General features: G+C 41.8%; 23 protein-coding genes. 8 read left to right on the top strand and 15 right to left on the bottom strand.

Translation table 11 applies throughout. The annotated features are described in order from the left end of the window. Window positions 1-61 precede the first annotated feature (61 nt). From hpf to CLV57_RS05510, 4 genes are all read right to left on the bottom strand, one after another. Window positions 62-415 (bottom strand): ribosome hibernation-promoting factor, HPF/YfiA family, encoded by a 354-nt coding sequence (hpf, locus tag CLV57_RS05525; protein ID WP_100340323.1) that lies wholly within the window; start codon window positions 413-415, stop codon window positions 62-64. Between the two features lie 12 nt (window positions 416-427). Next, window positions 428-1,372, bottom strand: coding sequence for a tyrosine-type recombinase/integrase (locus CLV57_RS05520; protein WP_317044569.1), 945 nt, complete (start codon window positions 1,370-1,372; stop codon window positions 428-430). Window positions 1,373-1,455: 83 nt separating this feature from the next. After that, entirely contained in the window at window positions 1,456-1,650 is a 195-nt protein-coding gene (rpsU, locus tag CLV57_RS05515; protein WP_100340321.1) for a 30S ribosomal protein S21, read from the bottom strand. Between the two features lie 94 nt (window positions 1,651-1,744). Further along, a complete protein-coding gene (locus CLV57_RS05510; protein WP_100340320.1) occupies window positions 1,745-2,428 on the bottom strand; it encodes a hypothetical protein in 684 nt (227 codons plus the stop codon). Between the two features lie 151 nt (window positions 2,429-2,579). Here CLV57_RS05510 and CLV57_RS05505 point away from each other — a divergent pair, with 151 nt between their 5' ends. Further along, a complete protein-coding gene (locus CLV57_RS05505; RefSeq protein WP_100340319.1) occupies window positions 2,580-4,166 on the top strand; it encodes a sensor histidine kinase in 1,587 nt (528 codons plus the stop codon). A gap of 36 nt (window positions 4,167-4,202) precedes the next feature. Beyond that, on the top strand, window positions 4,203-4,823 hold the full coding sequence (locus tag CLV57_RS05500) for an alpha-ketoglutarate-dependent dioxygenase AlkB family protein (RefSeq protein WP_245856878.1): 621 nt from the start codon (window positions 4,203-4,205) through the stop codon (window positions 4,821-4,823). Between the two features lie 99 nt (window positions 4,824-4,922). Here CLV57_RS05500 and CLV57_RS05495 read toward each other — a convergent pair whose 3' ends face one another. Further along, on the bottom strand, window positions 4,923-5,342 hold the full coding sequence (locus CLV57_RS05495) for a hypothetical protein (protein WP_100340318.1): 420 nt from the start codon (window positions 5,340-5,342) through the stop codon (window positions 4,923-4,925). A 218-nt stretch (window positions 5,343-5,560) separates the two neighbouring features. Here CLV57_RS05495 and sucD point away from each other — a divergent pair, with 218 nt between their 5' ends. Then, complete coding sequence (sucD, locus tag CLV57_RS05490) at window positions 5,561-6,439, top strand: succinate--CoA ligase subunit alpha (RefSeq protein ID WP_100340317.1); 879 nt, start codon at window positions 5,561-5,563, stop codon at window positions 6,437-6,439. 150 nt (window positions 6,440-6,589) lie between these two features. Next, entirely contained in the window at window positions 6,590-8,449 is a 1,860-nt protein-coding gene (locus tag CLV57_RS05485) for a glycoside hydrolase family 2 protein (RefSeq protein ID WP_100340316.1), read from the top strand. Between the two features lie 457 nt (window positions 8,450-8,906). On the opposite strand, the gene gltX is transcribed toward CLV57_RS05485, so the two are convergent. Continuing rightward, window positions 8,907-10,409, bottom strand: a complete 1,503-nt coding sequence (gene gltX / locus CLV57_RS05475; protein WP_100340314.1) for a glutamate--tRNA ligase — start codon at window positions 10,407-10,409, stop codon at window positions 8,907-8,909. A 209-nt stretch (window positions 10,410-10,618) separates the two neighbouring features. On the opposite strand from gltX, the gene CLV57_RS05470 reads away from it, so the two are divergent. Next, window positions 10,619-11,860, top strand: a complete 1,242-nt coding sequence (locus CLV57_RS05470; RefSeq protein WP_100341321.1) for a sensor histidine kinase — start codon at window positions 10,619-10,621, stop codon at window positions 11,858-11,860. Further along, window positions 11,841-12,356 (top strand): DinB family protein, encoded by a 516-nt coding sequence (locus CLV57_RS05465; protein WP_100340313.1) that lies wholly within the window; start codon window positions 11,841-11,843, stop codon window positions 12,354-12,356. The genes CLV57_RS05470 and CLV57_RS05465 overlap by 20 nt, the downstream gene beginning before the upstream one ends. Before the next feature lie 218 nt (window positions 12,357-12,574). On the opposite strand, the gene CLV57_RS05455 is transcribed toward CLV57_RS05465, so the two are convergent. Continuing rightward, on the bottom strand, window positions 12,575-12,916 hold the full coding sequence (locus CLV57_RS05455) for a DUF6249 domain-containing protein (RefSeq protein WP_100340312.1): 342 nt from the start codon (window positions 12,914-12,916) through the stop codon (window positions 12,575-12,577). A gap of 201 nt (window positions 12,917-13,117) precedes the next feature. Here CLV57_RS05455 and CLV57_RS05450 point away from each other — a divergent pair, with 201 nt between their 5' ends. Beyond that, window positions 13,118-13,699, top strand: a complete 582-nt coding sequence (locus CLV57_RS05450) for an RNA polymerase sigma factor (RefSeq protein WP_100340311.1) — start codon at window positions 13,118-13,120, stop codon at window positions 13,697-13,699. Between the two features lie 5 nt (window positions 13,700-13,704). Beyond that, window positions 13,705-14,196: a hypothetical protein gene (locus tag CLV57_RS05445; protein ID WP_169927061.1), complete on the top strand. Its 492-nt coding sequence runs from the start codon at window positions 13,705-13,707 to the stop codon at window positions 14,194-14,196. Between the two features lie 215 nt (window positions 14,197-14,411). Here CLV57_RS05445 and CLV57_RS05440 read toward each other — a convergent pair whose 3' ends face one another. The 8 genes from CLV57_RS05440 to CLV57_RS05405 form a co-directional block, all read right to left on the bottom strand. Continuing rightward, entirely contained in the window at window positions 14,412-16,103 is a 1,692-nt protein-coding gene (locus CLV57_RS05440; protein WP_100340309.1) for a sodium:solute symporter, read from the bottom strand. A gap of 108 nt (window positions 16,104-16,211) precedes the next feature. Beyond that, entirely contained in the window at window positions 16,212-16,394 is a 183-nt protein-coding gene (locus tag CLV57_RS05435) for a hypothetical protein (RefSeq protein WP_100340308.1), read from the bottom strand. A gap of 336 nt (window positions 16,395-16,730) precedes the next feature. Beyond that, entirely contained in the window at window positions 16,731-17,285 is a 555-nt protein-coding gene (locus CLV57_RS05430; protein WP_100340307.1) for an AAA family ATPase, read from the bottom strand. Between the two features lie 111 nt (window positions 17,286-17,396). Beyond that, complete coding sequence (gene pnuC, locus CLV57_RS05425; RefSeq protein WP_100340306.1) at window positions 17,397-17,987, bottom strand: nicotinamide riboside transporter PnuC; 591 nt, start codon at window positions 17,985-17,987, stop codon at window positions 17,397-17,399. 293 nt (window positions 17,988-18,280) lie between these two features. Then, window positions 18,281-19,825 carry a DHA2 family efflux MFS transporter permease subunit gene (locus CLV57_RS05420; protein ID WP_100340305.1) on the bottom strand — a complete coding sequence of 515 codons (1,545 nt, stop codon included), beginning with the start codon at window positions 19,823-19,825 and terminating at the stop codon, window positions 18,281-18,283. Window positions 19,826-19,831: 6 nt separating this feature from the next. Next, the gene (locus tag CLV57_RS05415; protein ID WP_100340304.1) at window positions 19,832-20,896 is read right to left on the bottom strand and encodes an HlyD family secretion protein; all 1,065 of its coding nucleotides are present in this window, start codon (window positions 20,894-20,896) and stop codon (window positions 19,832-19,834) included. Window positions 20,897-20,907: 11 nt separating this feature from the next. Beyond that, window positions 20,908-22,266: a TolC family protein gene (locus CLV57_RS05410; RefSeq protein ID WP_100340303.1), complete on the bottom strand. Its 1,359-nt coding sequence runs from the start codon at window positions 22,264-22,266 to the stop codon at window positions 20,908-20,910. Next, the gene (locus CLV57_RS05405) at window positions 22,263-22,898 is read right to left on the bottom strand and encodes a TetR/AcrR family transcriptional regulator (RefSeq protein WP_100340302.1); all 636 of its coding nucleotides are present in this window, start codon (window positions 22,896-22,898) and stop codon (window positions 22,263-22,265) included. The genes CLV57_RS05410 and CLV57_RS05405 overlap by 4 nt, the downstream gene beginning before the upstream one ends. Between the last annotated feature and the right edge of the window lie 8 nt (window positions 22,899-22,906).

The raw sequence follows: 22,906 nt of genomic DNA, 5'->3' as shown, positions 1-22,906 counted from the left end.
GACATATAATAAAAAAGGCCCTCACGTTAATGAAGGCCCTCGTTGTAATATATTTATTTAATTAAAAATCGTCTTCTTCGTCTGTCGAAGTCAGAACAGCTTTTCTAACTTCCTGCGCTGCTATTTCTTTTTTGGTTTTGTGTTTAGCTATTTGCTTGCGCAAGCTCTCAATAGCCAGGTCGGTTGCTTCTTCAAAAGTTTTGCACTGCTCTTTGGCAAACATGGTGTTACCCGGCAGGTGCAATTTGATCTCAGCTATTTTATTAGCTTCGTCTTCTACATTTTCTAATTTTAAATAAACCTCTCCGTTTATAATATTGTCAAAAAAGGTATCAAGTTTATCGGCTTTCTTTTGGATAAATGCCAATAAGTTTTTGTCTGCACTAAAATGAATTGATTGAACGGTAATTTTCATGATTCCTCCTTTTTATGCCTTTGGATGGGCGAGTTTATAAATAGATTTTAATCTTTCAACAGAATTATGCGTATAGATCTGTGTAGCACTAAGATTAGCGTGGCCCAACAGCTCTTTAATAGCATTAAGGTCGGCTCCTTTATTGAGCAGGCTGGTAGCAAATGTGTGCCGTAACACATGCGGACTACGTTTGCTTTGGGTTGATATGTGAGATAAATACTTTTGCACTATCAGATAAATAAGCTTCGGATATACATCCGTTCCTTTATTTGTAACGATCAATGTTAATGAATTGTTACTAAAATTTTCACTTTTCTTTAACAACAAATAGCGCTCCAATAAAAGCTTCAATTCATTATTAAGCGGAATAATGCGTTGTTTGTTGCGCTTGCCTAAAACCTTTACTGTGCCTTCGTATTTATCAATATCGGTTTCTTTGAGGCCAACCAACTCTGCCAAACGCATACCTGTACCAAACAGCATTTCTACTACCAACTTATCACGTGTTCCTGCAAAATCTTCATTGAATATGGGAGTGCCACTACCATTCAATGCCCCATCTAACATTTGCGTAAGCTTGGCATCCTCAACCACTACAGGTAAATTTTTCGGCACCTTGGGTGTGTTTATTTTAGAAGCAGGATTTACAATGATTATTCCATCAGCTAATAAAAACTTAAAGTATTTGCGCAGTGTAGCTATTTTTCTGCTAACAGACCGCGAAGCAATTTCATTGCCCATCATATCCACCATCCAGTTACGTATGTGGTGATGTGTTATTTGGTCGGGATGGGTAATGGTAAGTTCGGGCGGAGGCTCAATGCCTTCGGGATTATTTAAAAAGGCAATGAACTGGCCAAGATCTGACTGGTATGCCGAAACGGTGTGAGGAGAGTACCGTTTTTCAAATTGTATATATTGTATAAAACGCTCTAAAAACATAAAAACTACCTGCACATTCGTGTAAATTGAATGTACAAATAGTTTTTTATATGTTTTAAGAAAAAACTGAAAAAATGTTTTTCAGAATGAAAAAGCAATTAAACAGCTGATTCCAGATTTAAGCCTTGTTTGTAAATGGCATGTTTAACCACGTGACGACGGGTTACTGATTTTTTCTCAAATGCCTGACGGCTGCGAAGCTCGCGTAATACGCCGGTTTTTTCGAATTTCTTTTTGAAGCGTTTTAATGCTTTGTCTAATGATTCGCCTTCTTTAACGTTGATAATGATCATACTTTCTAAAATACCTCCTCTCGTGGGATGACAAAGGTACACACAATGTTTTGATTTTCAAATAGGTTTTTAAAAGAGAAAACACATATTTAAACTAACTTACCCAGGTAATTATATCGCCCCAAAAGGTCCATTTGCCGTTTTCTTTTTTGTAAATGGCTAACTTGCCGGAACCGCAGCGATAACCACAAGTATTATCCGAGTAAAAAATGCAGTACTTATCATCGCGTATAAAAACGGGAGGGCCAAAGGTATGTATTGAAGGCACACCTTTGTTATGCATTTTCTCCCATCCCCAAATGCGGTCTTTAAACACAGCATTTATGGTATCAGTATTTATTTGGCGCGCACCCGGTATCAAATCTTCGTTCCATTTGCGTTTACTTTCTTTCTCAAATTGCGACAGGATATGTGTTATTTCTTGCTCCGATAAGATGATGGTATCTCTTATAATGGGAAGTATTCGACCGTTGCTCACACCGGGCCTTTCATTCGCCTCCATGCGCGCCATAGCTTTAGATCTTATCATTCGTGTTTCACGTCCTGCACTGTCAATGTAGATAAGGCTATCAGCATCACGCTTTGAAAATATAAGTTCCCTTGCATATTTTAAGTGATATTGAAGATACTCGGATGACGCTCGACTCAGACTATCCTGATAAACAATATTCTTTTTAATAATTACCTGATTGATAAAGTTTTTCTCCCTAAGATAATCTTGACCATAAGTGGATTTAATTAGCAAAACCAGACAAAGCGTTGCAATATAGTACTTCATGTGTTTAAGGCTTAATAACACAATATAGGCGAAAATTTCAGTTTAGCTACAACTGCAATAAAACATTTACGGTCATTGCAATAAACTTTTTTATCCCTAAGCTGTTTAATCCACTATATTTATCCCACCTTAATCAGCACCATTTATTGAAATGCCCTTACAAAATATGCAAACAACATCTTACGCACATTACCTGGAGGGCGGCGGCGAAATGGGCCAACTTATACGTGATTTTGATTGGAACGCAACTGTTTTAGGAACGCCCGATCAATGGTCAACCAGCTTACTTACCACCGTTAGCATCATGCTTAACTCCCGCTTTCCTATGTTTTTATGGTGGGGGCCGGAACTGATACAGTTTTATAATGATGCCTACAGACCAAGTTTAGGCAAAGATGGCAAACACCCTACTGCCTTAGGCCAGCGTGGGGTAGATTGCTGGCCCGAAGCATGGGATGTAATCAAACCAATGATTGACGGCGTTTTAAGTACCGGAGAGGCTACCTGGAGCGAAGACCAGCTTATACCTATCTATAGGAACAATCAGCTTGAAAACGTATATTGGACCTTTAGCCACAGCCGCGTTATTGACGAAACCGGCCAACCTGCCGGAGTGCTGGTGATCTGCTCAGAAACTACCGAAAAGGTAAACGCTTATAATACCATTAAAAGCGCCAAGCAAGACCTTGAGTTTGCTATTGAAGCAGCAGAACTGGGCACCTGGGACCTTAATCCGCTTACGGGTTATTTTGTAGGCAATGAACGACTGAAAGAATGGTTTGGCCTCCCACCACAAGAAAACATAGATCTTGATTTAGCTATATCGGCAATTATTGAGGAAGACCGACAGCGGGTAAGAGATGCCATTGCTAAAGCAGTAGCGCCCGGTTCGGATGGCAATTACACCATAGTTTACACGGTTACCAGTCTCACAACCGGCGTTAAAAGTGTATTGGAAGTAAAAGGCAAAGCTTTATTTAATGAAGAAGACGAGGCTTATCGTTTTAGCGGTATTGCGCAAGAGGTTACCGAAGCCTACAAATTGCAACAGCGCAAAGATGAGTTTATTAGTGTAGCCAGCCATGAGTTGAAAACGCCTATCACTTCCATCAGCGCTTCTATGCAGATATTGCAAAAACTGGTAAAAAATGACCCGTCGTCGGAGAAGATACCGGTGTTTATCAATAAGGCTAATAACAATTTAAGTAAACTTACCAACCTGTTAGATGATCTGCTTAATGTAACCAAGATACAACAGGGTCAACTGGCATTAAACATAACCAGGTTTGACATTGTTGACCTTATTCGCGACTGCTGCGATTACATCAACTATAATAGCGAGCACGAGTTTAAACTGATGGGCGAAGAAGAGGTAATGATATTTGCCGATTACCGCCGGATTTACCAGGTAATGATCAACCTGATAGGTAACGCTGTTAAATACTCACCACAATCTAACCGGGTGGAGATCACCATTTACCATGATGAAGAGAACGTTACCGTATCGGTACGCGACTTCGGCATTGGTATTAACCCTGAGAAACTGCCTCACCTTTTTGACAGGTATTACCGGGTGGATGCCTTCGGCCACCAGTTTTCGGGATTGGGGTTGGGCCTGTATATTACGGCCGAGATCATACAGCGGCATAACGGAAAAATTGGGGTAGACAGTAACCTTGGAGCCGGCAGCAATTTTTGGTTTACCCTGCCTATGGATGATAGGATGGTTGAGCAATAAGTGTTAAACGAAAATATAGGTAACAACTGTAACACTTTGACAATCGTCTTACCATTTGCATTTGCAGAAACAACTAATATACTGCCATATGATGGCGAAGTGATCTACTTTGGCAAAGTAATGGAAGCTGCTTTTGCAGATCGTTTTTTCCGTACGCTATTAAATACTATTAACTGGAAAAATGATGAGGTAGTAATATTTGGCAAGCGCCTAACTACCAAACGGGAAGTTGCCTGGTATGCCGATGCCGGTTACAACTATACTTACTCCAACATCACCAAAGAAGCTTTACCGTGGACACCCGAATTACTTGCGCTAAAGCAACTTGCAGAGGACTTGAGCGGCCATACCTATAACTCCTGCCTGCTCAATTTATATCATGACGGTGACGAGGGCATGGGCTGGCACAGCGATGATGAAAAAACTTTAGAAAAAGATGCCGCTATTGCTTCATTAAGTTTTGGTGCCGAACGTAAATTCGCGTTAAAGCATCACGAAAGCAAGCAAAAAGTGGAGGTGATGTTACAACACGGCAGTTTGCTGCTGATGAAAGGTGTTACGCAAACTCATTGGCTGCATGCATTGCCTAGATCTAAAAAGATTAAAAGCCCGAGGATCAATCTAACGTTCAGAATGATGGCTGAGGTTGGTCATTAGTCATTGGTTGCAATAATCCCAACCCATTGGTTACCGGCAACTACTACTTTTAATAACAATTTACTAATGACTAATGACCAGTGACTAATGACTAATTACCTACTTCCTATCCGCCCAGGGCTGATAGAACTCGGCTTTGCCAGAACGGAACTGCATAGTGTAATTAAATTTAGCAGAGGGGCCGCGTGTGGTAATAAAATTATAAGTATAGGTGCGGTAAAGCACTCCAGGGTTACCATCTTTAAGCTGTATAACCAAAACGTATTCGCCGGGTAAAACCTGTGTACTGTAATCAGTAACGCCAATCTTCGTGTTTTGCTGAATGGTAGCAAAATACCTGTCGAGTGCGCCATCATTTGAGAAAACACCTGTTTCTGTAGGAGTAAGTATAGCGAAGTTTGCAATTGCTTTAGCATCATCGACATAAGCCGACGCATTTATTGTTACCAATTCTACACGCTTATCATTACAGCCTGCAAATACCAAAACAACAAATAACAATGCTAAAATTTTCTTCATTTTATGCAGATGAGCTTATGGTACAAATGTATTCATTAAATTGTTTTACCGCCACTTTGTACTATGAATTTGCATGCATTAATTGATGGCTGATGCAGATTTAATAAAATCAATCATAATTATTACACTTTTTTGCAAAGTAAACTCTTAATACACCCAAAATTAGTTTGACAATATGCCCAATAAACTTAGATTTGCCGTACAAAAAACAAAAGCCAATGAGTGTACTCGTAAATAAGGATTCTAAAGTTATTGTTCAGGGTTTTACCGGTAACGAAGGTTCATACCATGCATCGCAAATGATTGCCTATGGCACTCAGTTAGTTGGCGGTGTAACTCCGGGCAAAGGTGGTCAAACACACCTTGACAGACCTGTGTTTAATACTGTTGCCGATGCTGTAAAAGAGACCGGTGCTGATGTATCTATCATTTTCGTTCCGCCTGCATTTGCTGCCGACGCGATAATGGAAGCTGCCGAAGCGGGTATTAAAGTGATTGTTTGTATCACCGAAGGTATCCCAACCAAAGACATGATACAGGTAAAAGAATACCTGAAAGATAAGAGCTCACGCTTAATTGGCCCTAACTGTCCTGGTATTATCACTGCTGATGAAAGCAAAATTGGTATTATGCCGGGCTTCATCTTCAAAAAAGGCAACGTTGGTGTAGTTTCAAAATCAGGAACTTTAACTTACGAAGCTGTTGACCAAGTGGTTAAAGCCGGTTTAGGTATAACTACTGCTATTGGAATTGGTGGCGACCCGATTATTGGTACCCCAACCAAAGAAGCGGTTGAATTATTAATGAACGATCCTGAAACCCACGGCATCATCATGATAGGTGAAATTGGCGGTGGCATGGAAGCTGAAGCTGCCCGTTGGATCAAAGAGAACGGCACTAAACCTGTTGTAGGTTTTATTGCTGGTCAAACTGCGCCTCCGGGACGCCGTATGGGTCACGCAGGTGCGATTGTTGGTGGCGCTGATGACACTGCTGCTGCTAAAATGAAAATTATGGCTGAATGTGGTATCCGCGTAGTAGAATCGCCTGCCGAAATTGGCGCTGCTATGGCAGAAGAACTGGCTAAATTAGCTTAGTCGTTTAAGCTATCGATATAAAGAAACCCGAAGCGAATGCTTCGGGTTTCTTTGTTTATACGAATGTATCATTCTGCACATAAGTAATTCCCTTAATAATATCTGCCAATGGTTTATTATGTTTGTAATAACCCAATTAACCATCTGCACATGTTCAATCGTTCTATCTTATCGGCATTATTGCTTTTTACAAGTTTGTGCGCCTACGCGCAACAAGGCCTGATATCTAACATTAACGCCCGTAAAGCCGTCAGCTTAAATGGCACCTGGCAATATGTTGTTGACCCTTATGAGACCGGCTTTTACGATTACCGCTTTAGAGAGCGGGGTCAAAATGATGTTGACGCATATTGGAACAATGATATACCTGCTAATAAAACAGCCAAAAAGGAATATGGCTATATTGATAAATATAGCTTACAGGTACCCGGCGACTGGAATCATCAAAAGGCTGAGTTTCTATATTATGAAGGTACAGTATGGTATAAAAAATCTTTTGATCACCTCGCTCCTACTGCAGGCAGCCGTTATTTTTTATACTTTGGCGCGGTAAATTATAAAGCTGATGTATACCTGAACGGGAAAAAATTAGGGGTACACAAAGGCGGCTTCACCCCTTTTAACTTTGAAGTGCCAACATCGCTTTTAAAAGAAAAAAATAACTTTTTGGTGGTTAAGGTAGATAACAAGCGTTATGCAGATGAAGTGCCAACTTTAAATACCGATTGGTGGAACTACGGCGGCATAACCCGCGATGTTAAACTGGTTGAAGTGCCGCAAAACTTTATTCAGGATTATGTGATCCAATTAAAACCAATACCCGGCAAAGCGCCTGCTGCAACACCGCTGGCGGAAGGTTGGATAAAATTGAACAAGGCAGAGCCTGGTGCTATTATTACCATAGAAATACCAGAGCTAAAGTTTAAAAAGCAGATCACCGCCACAGACAGTATGGCCAAATTTAACTTTGCGCTGCCTAAGTTGCAATTGTGGGATACAGAACATCCTAAGCTGTATAATGTGGTGGTATCCACAGCTAACAACCGCGTTGAAGACAAAATTGGATTCAGAACTATTGAGGCTTCAGGCCGGCAGGTGTTGCTGAACGGCAAACCGTTATTTATGCGCGGCATATGTGTGCACGGCGAAATAGCTAAAGAGCAACGCCGTGCGGTTGGTAATGCCGATGCTAAAATATTGCTGAACCAGGCTATTGAATTAAATTGTAATATGGTTAGGCTGGCTCACTATCCGCATGATGAAGGCATGGTGCGAATGGCCGATTCATTAGGCATTTTAGTATGGTCGGAAATACCGGTTTACTGGACCATCAATTTCGGCAGTAAAGAAATTTTGGAAAAAGCCAAAGCACAGCTGAACGAAATGATAACGCGCGACCATAACCGAGCCTCGGTGATCATCTGGTCGGTTGGTAATGAAACGCCGGTTAGCCCTTTACGCACAGAGTTTATGCGCAACTTAATTACCGAGGCGCGCAGGTTAGATGGTACACGTATGATATCGGCAGCGCTTGAAGTAAATTATACCGCGTTAAAAGATGTTAATGTAGTTGATGACCCGCTTGGAGAGTTTGTTGACTTGGTTGCATTTAATGAATATTTAGGATGGTACGGCGGATTACCGGATAAGTGCCGCACCACCAACTGGAGTACACCTTACAATAAACCATTGTTTATAAGCGAAGTTGGCGGCGAGGCCAAAGGAGGTTTTAGCGCCGACTCATTAACACGTTTCAGCGAAGAATACCTGGAATGGTTTTACAAAGAACAAACTGATATGCTTAAGCGCATGCCTGATAATTATGTAGGCATATCGCCGTGGATCTTGGTTGATTTTAAATCGCCAAAACGAAATCACCCCGTTTACCAGGAAGGCTGGAACCGCAAGGGCTTATATGACGAGTTTGGCAACAAGAAAAAAGCCTTTTTTGTGCTGCAGGATTACTACAAGCGAATGGAAAAGGAGCGTAAAAATGATACAAAGAAGTGACAGCTAATGAACTTATTATAGGTATAAAAACCATTAAACCATCAGAAAGATCGTTCCTTGTTCTAATGTTTCTTTCAGTTTGCTTGAAGCATATATTTTATGTGCAAGAAACAATTGACATTATTATTTTCGCAATAGTTCTCGGTAGTTTTTATTTTCCTTTAGGCTTTTACTTCCTTAAAGAGCATGAGCACCGCAATTTTGAGTTTGCAGTTTTAACGGGCTTGTTTTACGCAATATGTATATCAATAATTCTTTACAGCACTACTCTCGCATCTACAATTTATCCTTTCATTTTAAATGCAATTCTGTTATTAGTTGCATCTATTTTATTACGAAACAAATTGAATATTTTTCAGCATAGACGTGCCTATATTGTTGGCCATTTTGTAAGAATAGCTATCATTACAGCAATGAATTTGATGACCATTTTGTAATTGATTACAATAGAAACGCGCTAACGGATAAACGCTTCTACCCCTGCTGCAATTCGATTAACTGTTTCTTCTTTACCCAACAAAGCGGCAATATCAAACACATGCGGACCAAACTTGCCGCCTACGAGCATAATACGGAAAGGCAGCATTACATCGCCCGGTTTTAATGATTGCTGGCTTGCCAGCGCTTTAAACTGCTCTTCAAATTCGGCAGCATTAATAGTGTCCGTTTGATTCAGCAAGCCTATCACATCATTAAAGAAAGCGGTTTTCTCAGCTGTCCATTTAGGCTTAACTGCGTTGAGGTCATATTCTTGAGGTGATTCAAAAAAGTATTTAGACTGATCATAGAAATCCGTTAACAAAGTGCAGCGATCTTTTATCAGGTTGATAACAGTAAGCAGTTGTGCTTCATCGGCAACAGTGATGCCTTTTTCAGCAAGCACTTCGGCAACCTGCGCTTTAAGGCTCTCAGCGCTTGAGCGTTTTATCCACTCCGCATTGAACCATTTGGCTTTTTCAAAATCAAATTTAGCGCCTGCTTTACTAATACGTTCCAGTGAGAATTTGCTAACCAGTTCGTCCAAACTGAAAAGCTCTTGTCCGCTGCCGTCGTTCCAACCCAGCATAGCCAGCATGTTTACAAAAGCTTCAGGCAAAAAGCCCATGCCATCATAACCTTTATCGCCTTGCCAATCTAAAGCAAATACAGGGAAACCCAGGCGGGCACCATCGCGTTTGCTTAGCTTGCCATGACCATCTGGTTTTAATATTAAAGGCAGGTGTGCCCATTTAGGCATCTCATCCTTCCAACCCAGATACTTCCACAATAACAAGTGTACAGGAGCAGATGGCAACCACTCTTCCCCACGGAAAGCATGTGTTATCTTCATCAGGTAATCGTCAACCACCACAGCTAAGTGGTAAGTAGGCATGCCATCGGCCTTCAATAAAACCTTATCATCAACCTGGTTGGTATCAAAAGTAACACGTCCACGTATCATGTCTTCAAAACTTACAGTTTCGTCAGCAGGTATTTTTATACGGATAACGTGAGGTGTGTGCGCATCCAGCAAAGCATCAACCTCGTGCTGAGGCAATGATAACGAGTTGCGTAAACCATCGCGATACACCTGTCCGTATTGAAAGTTAGGTATCTCTTTACGGTTTTTGTCAAGCTCTTCGGCGGTGTCAAAAGCATAGTAGGCATGGCCCTGCATAACCAGTTGCTCTGCATACTGGCGGTACAAACTTTTGCGTTCACTTTGACGGTAGGGAGCATATTGGCCGGGCTTAACCGGACTTTCATCAGCGTCAATGCCACACCATTTTAAACAATCAAGAATATATTCTTCCGCACCGGCAACAAAACGGGTTTGGTCGGTATCTTCAATCCTCAAAATAAAGTCGCCATTGTTTTTTTTGGCGAATAGATAATTAAACAGGGCAGTACGCACCCCTCCTAAATGTAACCCGCCGGTTGGGCTGGGCGCAAATCTAACTCTGACTTTCTTATCTGACATATGGGCGCAAAGATAGTTATTAGTCCGAAAGTCGGGTAAGTCAGAAAGTCCGGAAGATGTAATATTAGTTGAACAGTCAGGAAAGTCGGTAAGTCCGGAAGATTGTTTTGTACGCTTATTAGTTAAGAACACATGACTATTCTTTCGGACTTACAGCCTTTCCGACTTCCGGACTACAATAAAATTTACGTTATTTGATAAACGATATGATCAACGCATACCAAAACAGGCGACTCTGGAATTACATTTTACTGTTCTTTGCTACTATAATAGCCAGCGGCTCATTAATGTACACCCGCTACCTGGTTAAAAACATAGCGCGCTCTGAGCGGTCGCGGGCACAGATATGGGCGTTGAGCATGAAGGAAACCATAACCGCTGATAATAACTCTACTCTATCGTACGTATTTACTGTGCGCGATAGCTCAACCGTTCCGGCTATTGTAACTAATGAGCATGGTGAGATATTATTTTCAAAAGGCCTGGACACCACCAAAACTTTTATTGACCTGCCTAAAGATGAGGTAATAGATAAAAAGGCGGCCAAGTATGATCCGGAATACTTTAAGGCTCAGTTAGAGACCATGAAAGCTCAGCACGATCCGTTCAGGATAGATCTGCCGGGAAGAGCGGGCACCTTAAATGGCTATTGGCTTATTTATTATAAAGATTCTGACTTGCTTACGCAATTGCGGTTGTTCCCTTACGTGCAGTTATCCGTTATCGCTATTTTTCTGTTATTGGCCTATACGGCATTCAACACCTCTCGCAAATCTGAACAGAACCAGGTTTGGGTAGGTTTAGCTAAAGAAACTGCGCACCAGTTGGGTACGCCAATTTCATCATTAATGGCCTGGCTGGAATTATTGAAAGATAAGTTCAATGCGGAGGAAGACCCGCTAATGAACGAAATGGGCAATGATATTAAGCGCCTCGAAATTGTAGCCGACCGTTTTTCAAAAATAGGTTCGGTGCCCAAATTGGAACCGCTTGTAGTTTTTGATGTTGTGAAGGATTTTGTCGATTACTTTAAAATACGCGTTAGCCACAACATAAGCTTTGAAATGAGTGGAGACAACACCTTGAAGGCCGGATTAAATGTGCCCCTATTTGACTGGGTAATTGAAAACCTGCTTAAAAACGCGGTGAATGCTATTGATGGCAAAGGCAGCATAAGAGTGGAGGTAATAGCAAGTAAAACCCGGGATCTGGTTTATATAGACATTATTGACTCGGGTAAAGGCATACCACGCAGCAAGTTTAATACCGTTTTTCAGCCGGGCTATACTACCCGCAAACGCGGCTGGGGATTGGGCTTATCGCTAACCAAACGTATTGTAGAAAACTATCACAACGGCCACATAGTTGTGCGCGACTCAGAGCTGGGCAAGGGCACAACTTTCCGCATTAGTTTGAAAACCATTAAAACATATGAAACCACCGAAGCCTGAAGAACACGCCCCGTTTATGGGCAACTACATCAATTTGATAATTAATACCCCTGATGTTATAGCTTTACTTGAGCAACAAACCAATGCGGTGTTTGATCTGTTCAGCAAACTAAGTGAAGAAAAAGCAATGCACGCTTACGGCCCCGATAAGTGGACGCTTAAACAAGTACTTGGCCACATAATTGATACCGAACGCACCTTTGCCTACCGGGCGTTTGCCTTTTCGCGCGGACAGGCGGAATTGCCGGGCTTTGATGAGAATACCTATGTTGAGCTGGCTGATTTCAACAAGCGTAATATAGCTGACCTTGCGGCGGAATTTAAAGCTGTAAGAGCAGCAGATGTGTTTTTGATCCGTAATTTAAGAGATGACCAACTGGAAATGTCGGCTATATCAAATGGCATTTTAACCTCGGTACGGGCATTGGTTTATGCTATGGCGGGCCACATACAACATCATTTGAATATTGTGAGGGAGAGGTATCTTAGTGAGTAGTTGATTGGTTGATCAGAGATTAGTGATCAGGTAGCAAACTACTACTCACTGATCAACTAATCTCTAATCAAACGGTCAGCGATTAATAAATAGTTAACAAAGCAACTAATTACTAATCATCCAATCTCTAATCAACCGATCTCCAATCAATTGGTCAGCGATTAATGAATAGTCATCAAAAACAACTAATCACTAATCAACCAATCTCTGATCAACTATCACTGCTTCGTAGACGCTTTTTTATCGATCAAATAAGCGCCAAGCAAGCCAAGACCTCCGAAGAATGCTATACAACCGAAATAGATAGCTTCGGGATCATTGAATTTTAACGACCACTCTATCATATTAGCTATAAATAGCCCCAGGCCACTTCCTATCATTAACATACCGGTTGTTAATACATAATTGCGTGGGCCTGTATTCTCAATTTGAAGGCGCGGGTCCATGCCTCGTTCTATCATAGCCATACGCTCCCTGTTGCGGAGATAAACAATGCCGAAAACTAATGCAAAAAATGATAAGGGTACAAAAATGGGGACCAATAAAGCTACGTTATCCATGATATTAAGTTTTTAATGTTTTTAATGATGCGGTGTTTTACCGTGTTATTTGCAGCTATGACTACGCTTTTTTTTAGCAGGTTACGGGTTCCCTTAAAATTATTTGCAGGAAGTTAGCAAGCGTTCTTACACTCATTATTTATATATTTATAATACAGGGTGTAACCTGATGCTAAAAGCCGTAGTCATATCAGGCATTACATGCAAAGCAAGCTTACCGACATTGAACTGATACAACGAACGCTTAAAGGCGATCAGCAGGCTTATGCGTTGCTGGTTAAGCGCTATGAGCGGTACACGTTTACACTGGCGCTTCGTTTTACCAAAAGCCGGGAAGATGCAGAGGAGGTGGCGCAGGATAGCTTTATTAAAGTTTACCGCGCCTTAAGCTCCTTCAAACAGGAATCAAAATTCAGCACCTGGCTGTATACGGTTGTATATACTACCGCAATGACCAGCCTGCGTAAAAAAACGAATAATACGGTGGCGCTTGATGATGATGCTACTTATATACAAATAGAAAGTACAATGTCAGGGTTTGATGTTAATACGGCCGAGAGTAGGTCAAGGTCATATTATCTTAATGAGGCCATAGGCCAATTACCCGCTGACGACGCTACCGTTTTAACGCTGTTTTATCACGCAGAGCAGTCATTAGAAGAAATAGCACAGATAATGAGTATTGAAACTAATGGCGTTAAAGTAAAACTATTCAGGGCGCGCAAGCGACTGAAAGAGAAATTGGAACAAAATTTAAAACACGAGGTGAAAGAACTGATATGAGCAACGTGGAAGAAAAACTGTGGGAATATATTGACGGTACCTGCAACGAACAAGATAAAGCAACTATCGCCGGCTTGATAGAAAGTGATGAACAATGGCGAAACGCGTTTAATAGCATGCTGGAGATGGAAAGTGAGCTATCGGCCGTCACTTTAGAGGAGCCGACAATGGCTTTCAGCTATAATGTTATGGAAGCCATTCGTAACGAACAGGCGGCAAAACCGCTTAAAACCAAAATCAACAAATACATTATTACGTCAATAGCTGGTGTACTGTTGCTAACATTAGGTATTTTATCATTTCTGTTGTTTGAAGGAGCAATGCGAAGTATCGGAAATCACTCGCTGGACATCCATATTCAGCAAATTAATTCAAGTGCATTGATAAACTCCACAGCCTGGAAAGCCTTTATTTACTTTGATATAATGCTGTTGCTGTTTTTTGCTGACAGGCTGATCAGACGAAGAAGTAATGACGATGTTGTTAAAAGTGTATAAAATTGTAAACACATGGTTGAATTTTTTATACACTTTTTCGGTCAACTGATTACTGCTACACTAAAAGATTTAAATTTCGAACTGGGAAAGGCATAGAAAAATTTGGTACAGTGTTTGTATCAAGTGATACGAACCGGCACTTGCCGGTTTAATTGTGATAAGGTTTAGGTTGAATGCCCCTAAGAAGCAAGTTCGAAGGGGCATTTATTTTGCCCCTAATTTTCCTTATCCTCAAAAAACAAATTCGCCAGTAAAGCCAGGGCTATCACCAGAATACAACCTATAGCATTCAGCCATAGGTAAGCCACAACTTCATAGTATCCGCAAATACAGATAATGATCTCAGACAACACTGCAGCGATAAACACCGACGATCCTTTCACACGCTTAATGTAAAAAGCAGTGACAAATACCCCTAATATAGTTCCATAGATATAAGAGCCAAGCTGATTTACCGCCTCCAGTAAATTACCCAGTTTGCTGGCATAAAGCGCCATAATGATACACACCACTCCCCAGAATACCGTAGCCGCACGAGATACATTCACATAATTTCTGTCGGATGCTGATTTATTGATATTGCGTTTATAAATATCAATTACCGTTGTTGAGGCCAACGAGTTTAACGCGCTTGCTGTTGAACCCATAGACGCCATAAAAACAATGGCAATAAGCAAACCTATCAATCCCTTGGGCAGGTAGTTGGTAACAAAGTTCAGGAAAACGTAATTGGTATCGTTTGTATCAGCCTTGTTGTTATTCTTTTTCATCAAGGCAATACCTTGCGCTCTCACCTCAGCAACTTCTGTATCGGCAGTTTTTAGTTTAAGTTGCGCCTGTTCAACCGCTTGTTCGTTTTTACTGTCGATTGCGTTGACGAGGCCATCGGCGGCAGCTTTTCTATGCTCAAATGCTTCGGTATGTTGTGCATTCAACGCTGTATATTCCGCAGCGTACCGGCTCTCTTCTACCTGTTTAACCTCGTATTGGTTAAAAAACAATGGTGGCTTGTTAAACTGATAAAAAGCGAATACCAATATGCCTATCAGCAAAATACAAAACTGCATAGGTATTTTGATCAATCCATTCATGATCAAACCCATCCTGCTTTGTCCCACCGAACTACCGGTTAAATACCGCCCAACCTGGCTCTGATCTGTTCCGAAATAAGACAGCTGCAAAAAGAAACCGCCAACAATACCGCTCCAGATATTATAGCGGCTATCCGGATCAAACTTCCAGTCTATCACATTCATTTTACCGAGCTTTCCGGCCAACTTTAGTGCGTGACCAAAGCCAACATTGTCGGGCAACATAGCCACTACCATTGCCCCTGCCGCAAACATCCCCAAAAAAATAATGCTCATTTGCAGCAGCTGGGTGTATGATACCGCCTTTGTTCCGCCATACACGGTATAAAATATTACCAAACTACCAATAAACAGCGTAGTGTAGGTTGTATCAATGTTTAAGATGGTGGAAAGGATGATAGATGGCGCGTAGATAGTGATACCTGTTGACAAGCCGCGCTGCACCAAAAACAGGAAAGCCACCAGTGAGCGGGTTTTCAGGTCAAAACGCTGTTCCAAATATTCGTAAGCGGTGTAAACTTTGAGTTTATGAAATATGGGCACAAAGGTGATGCACAGCACGATCATGGCCAGGGGCAAACCAAAGTAAAACTGAACAAAGCGCATCCCGTCTGAATAAGCCTGACCGGGAGCTGAGAGGAAGGTAATGGCGCTTGCTTGCGTTGCCATTACCGAAAGACCTATGTGGTACCAAGGGAGCGAACGCCCGCCTACCAGATATTGATCAATATTTTTATTGGAGCCGCTTTTCCAGATACCATAGGTTACTATAGATAAAAGCGTTACAGCAAGAACTATCCAATCAATTACGCTCATCTAAAATATAAAGTGATGAGCCAGAATACGACGATAAGAAAAACCAGCCAAACAACAACTACCCAATAAAATTGGTTCCAGCTGCGTATAAATGGCGGTAACTCTGTATCAGACGTTTTTTTCATGTCCTTTAACGAACACGCGCAGGAAGAAACCGGCAAACAATAAACCGGTAACACCCAGGCCAATTATATAGCCAGGACCACTGTGTGTAGCCACGCCGGTGAAAAGGCCTGCTAACAAACCAACAAGATAATAAACTGAATAATAGTTGTTGTCTTCGTGTTTCATTGTATGAATATGTAGTAGGGCAAAAGTAATTGATTATGGTGTGTATAACAAGCTAAATTTTTATTGTCTATCAATTGCGGGTGGTGGCTCTGGCCGGGGTGAACCACCGGGAGCCCTGAGAGCCACCAAAGGCTCCCAAAAACCGGCAAGAGCCGCTAAGAGCCGGGGGTGAGCCACGTGGACCACACCTCCTATAACCAAGTAAAACTGTCATCCTGAGCGATAGCGAAGGATCTTATAAACCACGCTTTACGAAGCGCTCGGTTAGCAGAGCGTATAAGACCCTTCGCTATCGCCGACGGATAAAGGCTGAAGGAGAACGGCTTCAGCCAAATTTCAAGCAAAAAAACATTTATCAATCGCCTCTACCGCCCTGTCATAACGTCGCTGCCCGGTGCCTGATATCACCACATAATTAGCATTCAATGCTTCAAGTTCACGATGCCAGATATCCATAAAGTGTTCGCGCAGGTTGGGGAAGTCGCGCAGTGGGTCATCCTGCCAGGGCATATCAATATCTAAAAGCAGGTACAGATCATATTTATGCAGAGGCAACGCATCAGTCACCTCTTTTGGCGAATTACCAAAAATATGGTCGCTCCATATTTTTACAGTTATAAAAGTAGTATCACATATCAAAATACCGTTTCCTGCCATAGGAATTAGTTCCTGTTCAAGCGCCACTTGTCCGTAAAACATATTGATCTCATCCTGCCAGGTAGGAGGTGCAGTTAATTTTTCACAATAACCGCGTGCATATTCAGGCACCCATATCGTCCCGTAATGCTCCGCCAACCATGCCGACATGGTAGACTTGCCGGTTGACTCAGGTCCAACAATTGCAATTTTTTTTATGTCGGATTTCAGATGTTCGATTTCGGATTCCTGCATATTATATCGAAACAGTAAAAGTAACTAAATCAGAATTTTCAAACAGGTTAAATTGACTAAACCCGAATCGAAAATTCGATATGCGAAATAAGACAAATCCGAATTCCGATATCATTTGACTTCTTTTTTCCAATCTAAATAGCCCGAAATAACTATCGGGATATAAATTGCATACATTAAAGCAGTAATATGCAGGTCTTTGAAAATATAAATTCCAACGTAAATAATATTTACAAAAGTCCAGATCAGCCAGTTCTCTAAAACTTTGCGTGCTAGTAATACCTGTGCAACTACGCTACATGCCGCGCAAAAGCTATCCAGATAGGGGTATGATGCTGAAGTGTACCGCAACACTGATCCTAAAAATACGGTGACCGCCGCAATGCTAAATATAGCTACCCATGTTTGCCGGCCATTGATCTTAACCACCGGCGCAAGGTTGTCCGTCGGTGATTTTTTACTCCAGTGATACCAACCGTAAACATTCATTATCAGCAGATAGATCTGAAGGCCGGCATCGGCAAACAAGTGTTTCTCAAAAAATATATAAGCATAAAAGCACACACTAATTATAGCAAGTGGCCAGTTCCAGATAATATTTTTTGCGGCTAAATACACGCAAAGCAGGCCCGTAGTAAAACCTGTAAGCTCTTGCCAGGTTTGTTGCTGCCACCATGTTTGTAAAGCTTGAGCTATTTGCATGCGTTAAATTGAAAACGAAGCGTTTTGATGCTAAATATAGGCTTGTTTTTTACTTTGATGTAATAAAAGGTGTACAGATTTGTGTACGAGTAAAAATATTTCGTTAAATGAATAAGAAAATATACTTTGATTTATTAAAAAAAATATAATTTTATCGGTAAGATTTAAGCAAACGTTTCCGGAAGATACTTTTTGTGAGAGGAAAGCGGTTTACCCGGAGACAAATAAAATTTAATTGTTAATTTTTTTGGAAAAAAGCCGTTCCCTTGTAAAAGGAAACGGCTTTTGTTCTTTTAGTGTGCGTCAGCAACCGGTTTCAGTTTCTTCCTGAAAGGTTGTAAGTAGAGTAACGGTATTGAAAATAACATTACCATTCCTGATAGCCAGTAGGCATCATCGTAAGTAAGTAATAGCGTTTGACGGGTTATTTGTCCTTCTAAGGCTTTATAGGCCATAGTTGTAGCATCAAGCATTGATTTGCCGCTGCCCATAAACCGGGCTATGAGTCCGCTTAACCTTTCATTAAGCGCTGGGTTCAACACGTTCACGTTCTCCAGCAAATTGGTGCGGTGGAAATATTGTCTGGTATGTATAAGGGTGGTTAACACCGCAATACCAAATGAGCCGCCTAATTGACGCATCATGTTGTTCAATCCGGAGCCTTGCCCTAATTCGGGCCCTTTCAGATCGGCCATCGCTAAAGTGGTTAAAGGCACAAATAATAAGGCCATACCTACACCGCGTATAAGCAACGGTATCAGTACATCAGTTTCGCCGGTCGCCAGGGTTGATTTACTCAGCATATTGGTAAATACGAAGAATAAAAACATACCTCCTGTGGCCATAAATTGTGCAGGAATACCCTTATTAAGCATTTTTCCAATAAAAGGCATCATTACAATGGTACATAAACCACCGGGAAACAACAGCTCACCGGTTTGTTGCGCGTTAAAGCCCAATAATGTTTGACAAAATACCGGGAACACAAACACCGACCCATACAAGCCAAAGCCCAACACAAACGAAGTAAACATACCTACTGAGAAACTCCGGTGCCGTAAGATGCTGAAGTTAACTACCGGGTGGTCTGTACTTAACTCCCGCCAGATAAACAGGAACGTCCCCAAAACAGCTGCAACAGTTAAAACAACTATATAACCTGTAGCAAACCAGTCTTCACTTTCACCTTTCTCTAATACAGTTTGCAAGCTGCCTACCGCAATAGCCAGTAACGCAATTCCCCACCAGTCGACCGGCCGTTTTTCCTCTTTAGGCGTTTCCCGCACAAACGTATAGGTAAAGAAGGCTGCCAACGCGCCAACAGGAATATTTACGTAAAATATCCACGGCCATGCGTACTGTTCAACAATCCAGCCGCCAATGGTTGGGCCTACAGTAGGGCCCACCACCGCGCCTAAACCAAACAAAGCGGTTGCTGTACCAATTTGTTCGCGTGGCCAGGTTTCAAGCAATATGGCCTGTGCGGTTGATATTAAACCGCCACCTGCTAAACCCTGCAGTATCCTGAACACGATCAGTTCGTTCATGTTCTCGGCGTTTCCGCATAAAAAGGAAACAATAGTAAACACTATAATAGAGGCCAGGAAGTAATTTTTACGACCAAAACGGCCGCCCAGCCAACCCGACATAGGTAAAATTATTACGTTGGCAACTGCATAACCGGTAACTACCCAAGCCACGTCTTCAAGCGTTGCGCCCAGGTTACCCTGTATGTGGGGCAGCGCCACGTTCACAATGGTGGTATCAATCAGCTCCAAAAGCGAAGCTGTGATCACCGTGATTGTGATGATCCATTTTTTAAAACCAGTTTCGGCCATGATAAATTATTCTTTTACTAAAACTGATACGTTTACACTCATACCTGCACGTAGTTTGGCAAGGTCTTCGGGTTTACCGCTCAGTTTTATTTTTACAGGTACACGTTGTACCACTTTAACATAGTTACCGGTAGCATTATCCGGAGGTAACAAAGAGAATTTTGCGCCTGTGGCCGGTGAAAAGTTATATACGGTGCCGGTTATGTCCATATCAGGATAGGCATCAACTTCTACATGTACTTTTTGACCGTTGCGTATTTCCTCTAACTGTGTTTCTTTAAAGTTAGCGGTGATGAACAGGCTGTTATCATTTACAATGTTAAACAGTGTTTGACCTGCCTGAACCAACTGACCTAACTGCACGTTCTTTTTAGATGCTGTGCCGCTGGCCGGCGCCACTATTTTGGTGTAGCTCAATTGCAGGTTAGCATAGTCAATATCGGCTTCGCGCTGGCTAACACCGGTGTTGGTTACCTTAAGTTCGCTGCGGGTGGTGTTTACCTGTTGTTGTGCTGCGCGATATTGATCTTGCGATGCACGGTAAGTTGCCTGTGCCACTTCCAGGTCTGATTTAGCCTGATCAAACTGTTGTTGGGTGATAGAACCGTCTTTGATAAGGTTAGCATAACGTTGATAATCTTTTTCAACTTTATCTAAACGAGCTTTGGCTGATTCCATTTGCGCACGTGCAGCAGCTGAATTGGCAGATGTAGTATAGATCTGAGATTCGCCTACATTAACGTTGGCCGATGCACCGCTTTGTGCAGCCTTAGCTTGCTCTAATTTTACTTTATAATCGCGGTCGTCAATTTTAACCAGTATCTGACCTTTGTTTACATGCGTGTTCTCTTCAAAAAATATGCTGTCAACATATCCGCCTACGCGAGATACAACCGGACTTATGTCCGCGTCGATCTGCGCATCGTCTGTATCTACGTGTTTGCTGTAGTATAAATATTCTTTCACTCCGAAAATGATACCGCCAATTAGTATAATGCCCAATATAATGGGTAGTACCCTATTAGGTTTTTTTGCAGGTGCATCGTCGTGAGGTGTTTGTTCCTTTGCCATTGTTACAAGTATTATTTATTAAGTTTTCCGGTTGATTTTATTAAGGTGTAGTATGCCAGATCGGCATCTGCTTTAGCTAAAGCCAGATTGATCTGTGCCTGGTAGAGTAGGGTCTCAGCGTCGGCCCTGTCTGTTGCCGATGCTATATTGCTTTTGTATTTTGATGCTAAGATGTTGTTGTTTTCGCCTGCCTGTTCAATAGCTGTTTGCAGCAATTGAATCTTGTCCATAGCGGTAATATAGTTCTGATAATTTTGATTGACTTCGTTACGCAGCTGGTCGCTAACAATGCCTTTGTTAATGTCTACTTCAGTCTCCTGTATTTTAGCCTGTGCTATTTTGTTTTTGTTGGTCCACAGAGTGCCAAAGTTCCATGAGGCGGTAAGGCCAACAGTAACAGGTGTAATGAAATTGCCCGAACGCGGTATTGGATTGGCAGATACGTCAACATAATAAGCGCCTACCGATGCGGCAAGGGTAGGAGTAGTGTTAGCCTTGATGCTTTTAATGTTGGTCTCGGCAATCTGTTTGCGTATATCCAGCTGTGCCAGTTCCTTGCGGTTAGTTAAGGCCGAATCAACATAATCATTCAGCGTACCTATTGCGCGTTTTGCCATTGGTATCTCGTCAATAACCAAACGGGTGCTTTCCGGTAATCCCAGTAAAATGTTCAGGTTATGGTTAATGATCTTGCGGTTGCTTTCCAGGTCAACGCCATTCATTTGAATGTTTGAACGTTGCAGTTGGAACCTTAAAACATCATTTTTGGTAACCAAACCCTGCTCAAAGAAGCGTTGCGACTGGTGGATCTGATCATCAATAGTTTCAAGGTTCTGGTTAACTACCTTAATGCTTTGTTGCACTTTGTACAGGTTGTAGTAAGCATTAATAATGTCGTAAGTGATCTGGTCCTTGTCTTTTACGGCATCCAGGCGTGCAATGTCTGTCAGCATATTGGTTGACTCCTGCGCGTACTTTAACCGATGGCCTGCAAAGATGGTTTGATTAACAGATGCTATACCTAAAAAGGCATTAGCGCTTTTTGGCAATGATATAGATTGTTCGCCAAGGCTTAACCTGTTGTACGGTATCTGCGCGCGGTTGTAAGCTAAACTAACCGATCCTTCGGGTAGCGCGCGGTCTTTCTCCTGGTTGTACTGCGATACGGCCTCATCTATTTTAGACTGCGACAGTTTCAAAACCTTGCTGTTTTGCAAGCCCAATTCAATGGCCTCTTGCAGACGCAGCGTTCTGTCTTGCGCGTTAGCCCGTGTATTAACAAGGCTCATCAGCAGCAGGGCCAGCAATACCGCTATCAGCGGTATTTTAATTAAGTGAAAGTGGTGAGATGTGTTAAATTGAATTTTCATTGTTGTTTAAGTAGGTAGCATTTTAGTAGATTTTTCATGAAGCTTTTTATCTGAGGTTTAAGCTTCTTCTCGATCATTTCATCGTCGCGAATGTCATAACCCAACAGGGGCGATGCCATCAACGGCGTATTAATGATGTAGTTTTTTGTTCCATAGAGTGCGGCTATCACCATCGGGATATCAACGTCGGCATTGAACTCACCGGAGGCGATACCTTCTTTTAATATTCTTTCCAGTTCGCCAACGTTCTTCATCAGCATTTCGCGCAGCTTATCAGATAACTCATTACCGCGGTTCATCACCATCTCTTTATAAAGTAGTTGCTGAAAGCAGTTATTGTTAACTATTTTGTCGCCGTATAGCTCAACGTAGGTTTCCATCTTTTCCCAGGTGCTTATGTTTTCCTTGTTACCCAGGTTTTGAAGAATATTTTGAAAGTGTGATATTTTACGCTCAATAATGGCCAGAAATAAACCTTCCTTTGAACCAAAGTAGTAGTTAAGCATAGCCATATTTACACCGGCCTCACCTGATATTAATCGGGTAGATGCGCCGTCGAACCCTTTTTCTGCAAAGACGCGCTCAGCTACGTCCAGAATGTGGTCCTTTTTGTCTATTTTCTCTTTCTCCATAATTTTAA

This window comes from Mucilaginibacter auburnensis (assembly GCF_002797815.1).
Lineage (GTDB): Bacteria > Bacteroidota > Bacteroidia > Sphingobacteriales > Sphingobacteriaceae > Mucilaginibacter > Mucilaginibacter auburnensis.
The sequence above is the reverse complement of the archived record's forward strand: the minus strand, read 5'-3'. Positions and strand labels throughout refer to the sequence as shown.

What these genes read in the sequence shown, in the direction of transcription:
- CLV57_RS05405 (WP_100340302.1), bottom strand. Translation starts at nt 22,898, where the DNA reads ATGGAGAAAGAGAAAATAGACAAAAAGGACCACATTCTGGACGTAGCT.
- CLV57_RS05505 (WP_100340319.1), top strand. Translation starts at nt 2,580, where the DNA reads ATGCCCTTACAAAATATGCAAACAACATCTTACGCACATTACCTGGAG.
- CLV57_RS05420 (WP_100340305.1), bottom strand. Translation starts at nt 19,825, where the DNA reads ATGGCCGAAACTGGTTTTAAAAAATGGATCATCACAATCACGGTGATC.
- CLV57_RS05450 (WP_100340311.1), top strand. Translation starts at nt 13,118, where the DNA reads ATGCAAAGCAAGCTTACCGACATTGAACTGATACAACGAACGCTTAAA.
- CLV57_RS05415 (WP_100340304.1), bottom strand. Translation starts at nt 20,896, where the DNA reads ATGGCAAAGGAACAAACACCTCACGACGATGCACCTGCAAAAAAACCT.
- CLV57_RS05410 (WP_100340303.1), bottom strand. Translation starts at nt 22,266, where the DNA reads ATGAAAATTCAATTTAACACATCTCACCACTTTCACTTAATTAAAATA.
- CLV57_RS05430 (WP_100340307.1), bottom strand. Translation starts at nt 17,285, where the DNA reads ATGCAGGAATCCGAAATCGAACATCTGAAATCCGACATAAAAAAAATT.
- rpsU (WP_100340321.1), bottom strand. Translation starts at nt 1,650, where the DNA reads ATGATCATTATCAACGTTAAAGAAGGCGAATCATTAGACAAAGCATTA.
- CLV57_RS05435 (WP_100340308.1), bottom strand. Translation starts at nt 16,394, where the DNA reads ATGAAACACGAAGACAACAACTATTATTCAGTTTATTATCTTGTTGGT.
- CLV57_RS05455 (WP_100340312.1), bottom strand. Translation starts at nt 12,916, where the DNA reads ATGGATAACGTAGCTTTATTGGTCCCCATTTTTGTACCCTTATCATTT.
- CLV57_RS05440 (WP_100340309.1), bottom strand. Translation starts at nt 16,103, where the DNA reads ATGAGCGTAATTGATTGGATAGTTCTTGCTGTAACGCTTTTATCTATA.
- CLV57_RS05465 (WP_100340313.1), top strand. Translation starts at nt 11,841, where the DNA reads ATGAAACCACCGAAGCCTGAAGAACACGCCCCGTTTATGGGCAACTAC.
- CLV57_RS05510 (WP_100340320.1), bottom strand. Translation starts at nt 2,428, where the DNA reads ATGAAGTACTATATTGCAACGCTTTGTCTGGTTTTGCTAATTAAATCC.
- hpf (WP_100340323.1), bottom strand. Translation starts at nt 415, where the DNA reads ATGAAAATTACCGTTCAATCAATTCATTTTAGTGCAGACAAAAACTTA.
- gltX (WP_100340314.1), bottom strand. Translation starts at nt 10,409, where the DNA reads ATGTCAGATAAGAAAGTCAGAGTTAGATTTGCGCCCAGCCCAACCGGC.
- sucD (WP_100340317.1), top strand. Translation starts at nt 5,561, where the DNA reads ATGAGTGTACTCGTAAATAAGGATTCTAAAGTTATTGTTCAGGGTTTT.
- pnuC (WP_100340306.1), bottom strand. Translation starts at nt 17,987, where the DNA reads ATGCAAATAGCTCAAGCTTTACAAACATGGTGGCAGCAACAAACCTGG.
- CLV57_RS05495 (WP_100340318.1), bottom strand. Translation starts at nt 5,342, where the DNA reads ATGAAGAAAATTTTAGCATTGTTATTTGTTGTTTTGGTATTTGCAGGC.
- CLV57_RS05485 (WP_100340316.1), top strand. Translation starts at nt 6,590, where the DNA reads ATGTTCAATCGTTCTATCTTATCGGCATTATTGCTTTTTACAAGTTTG.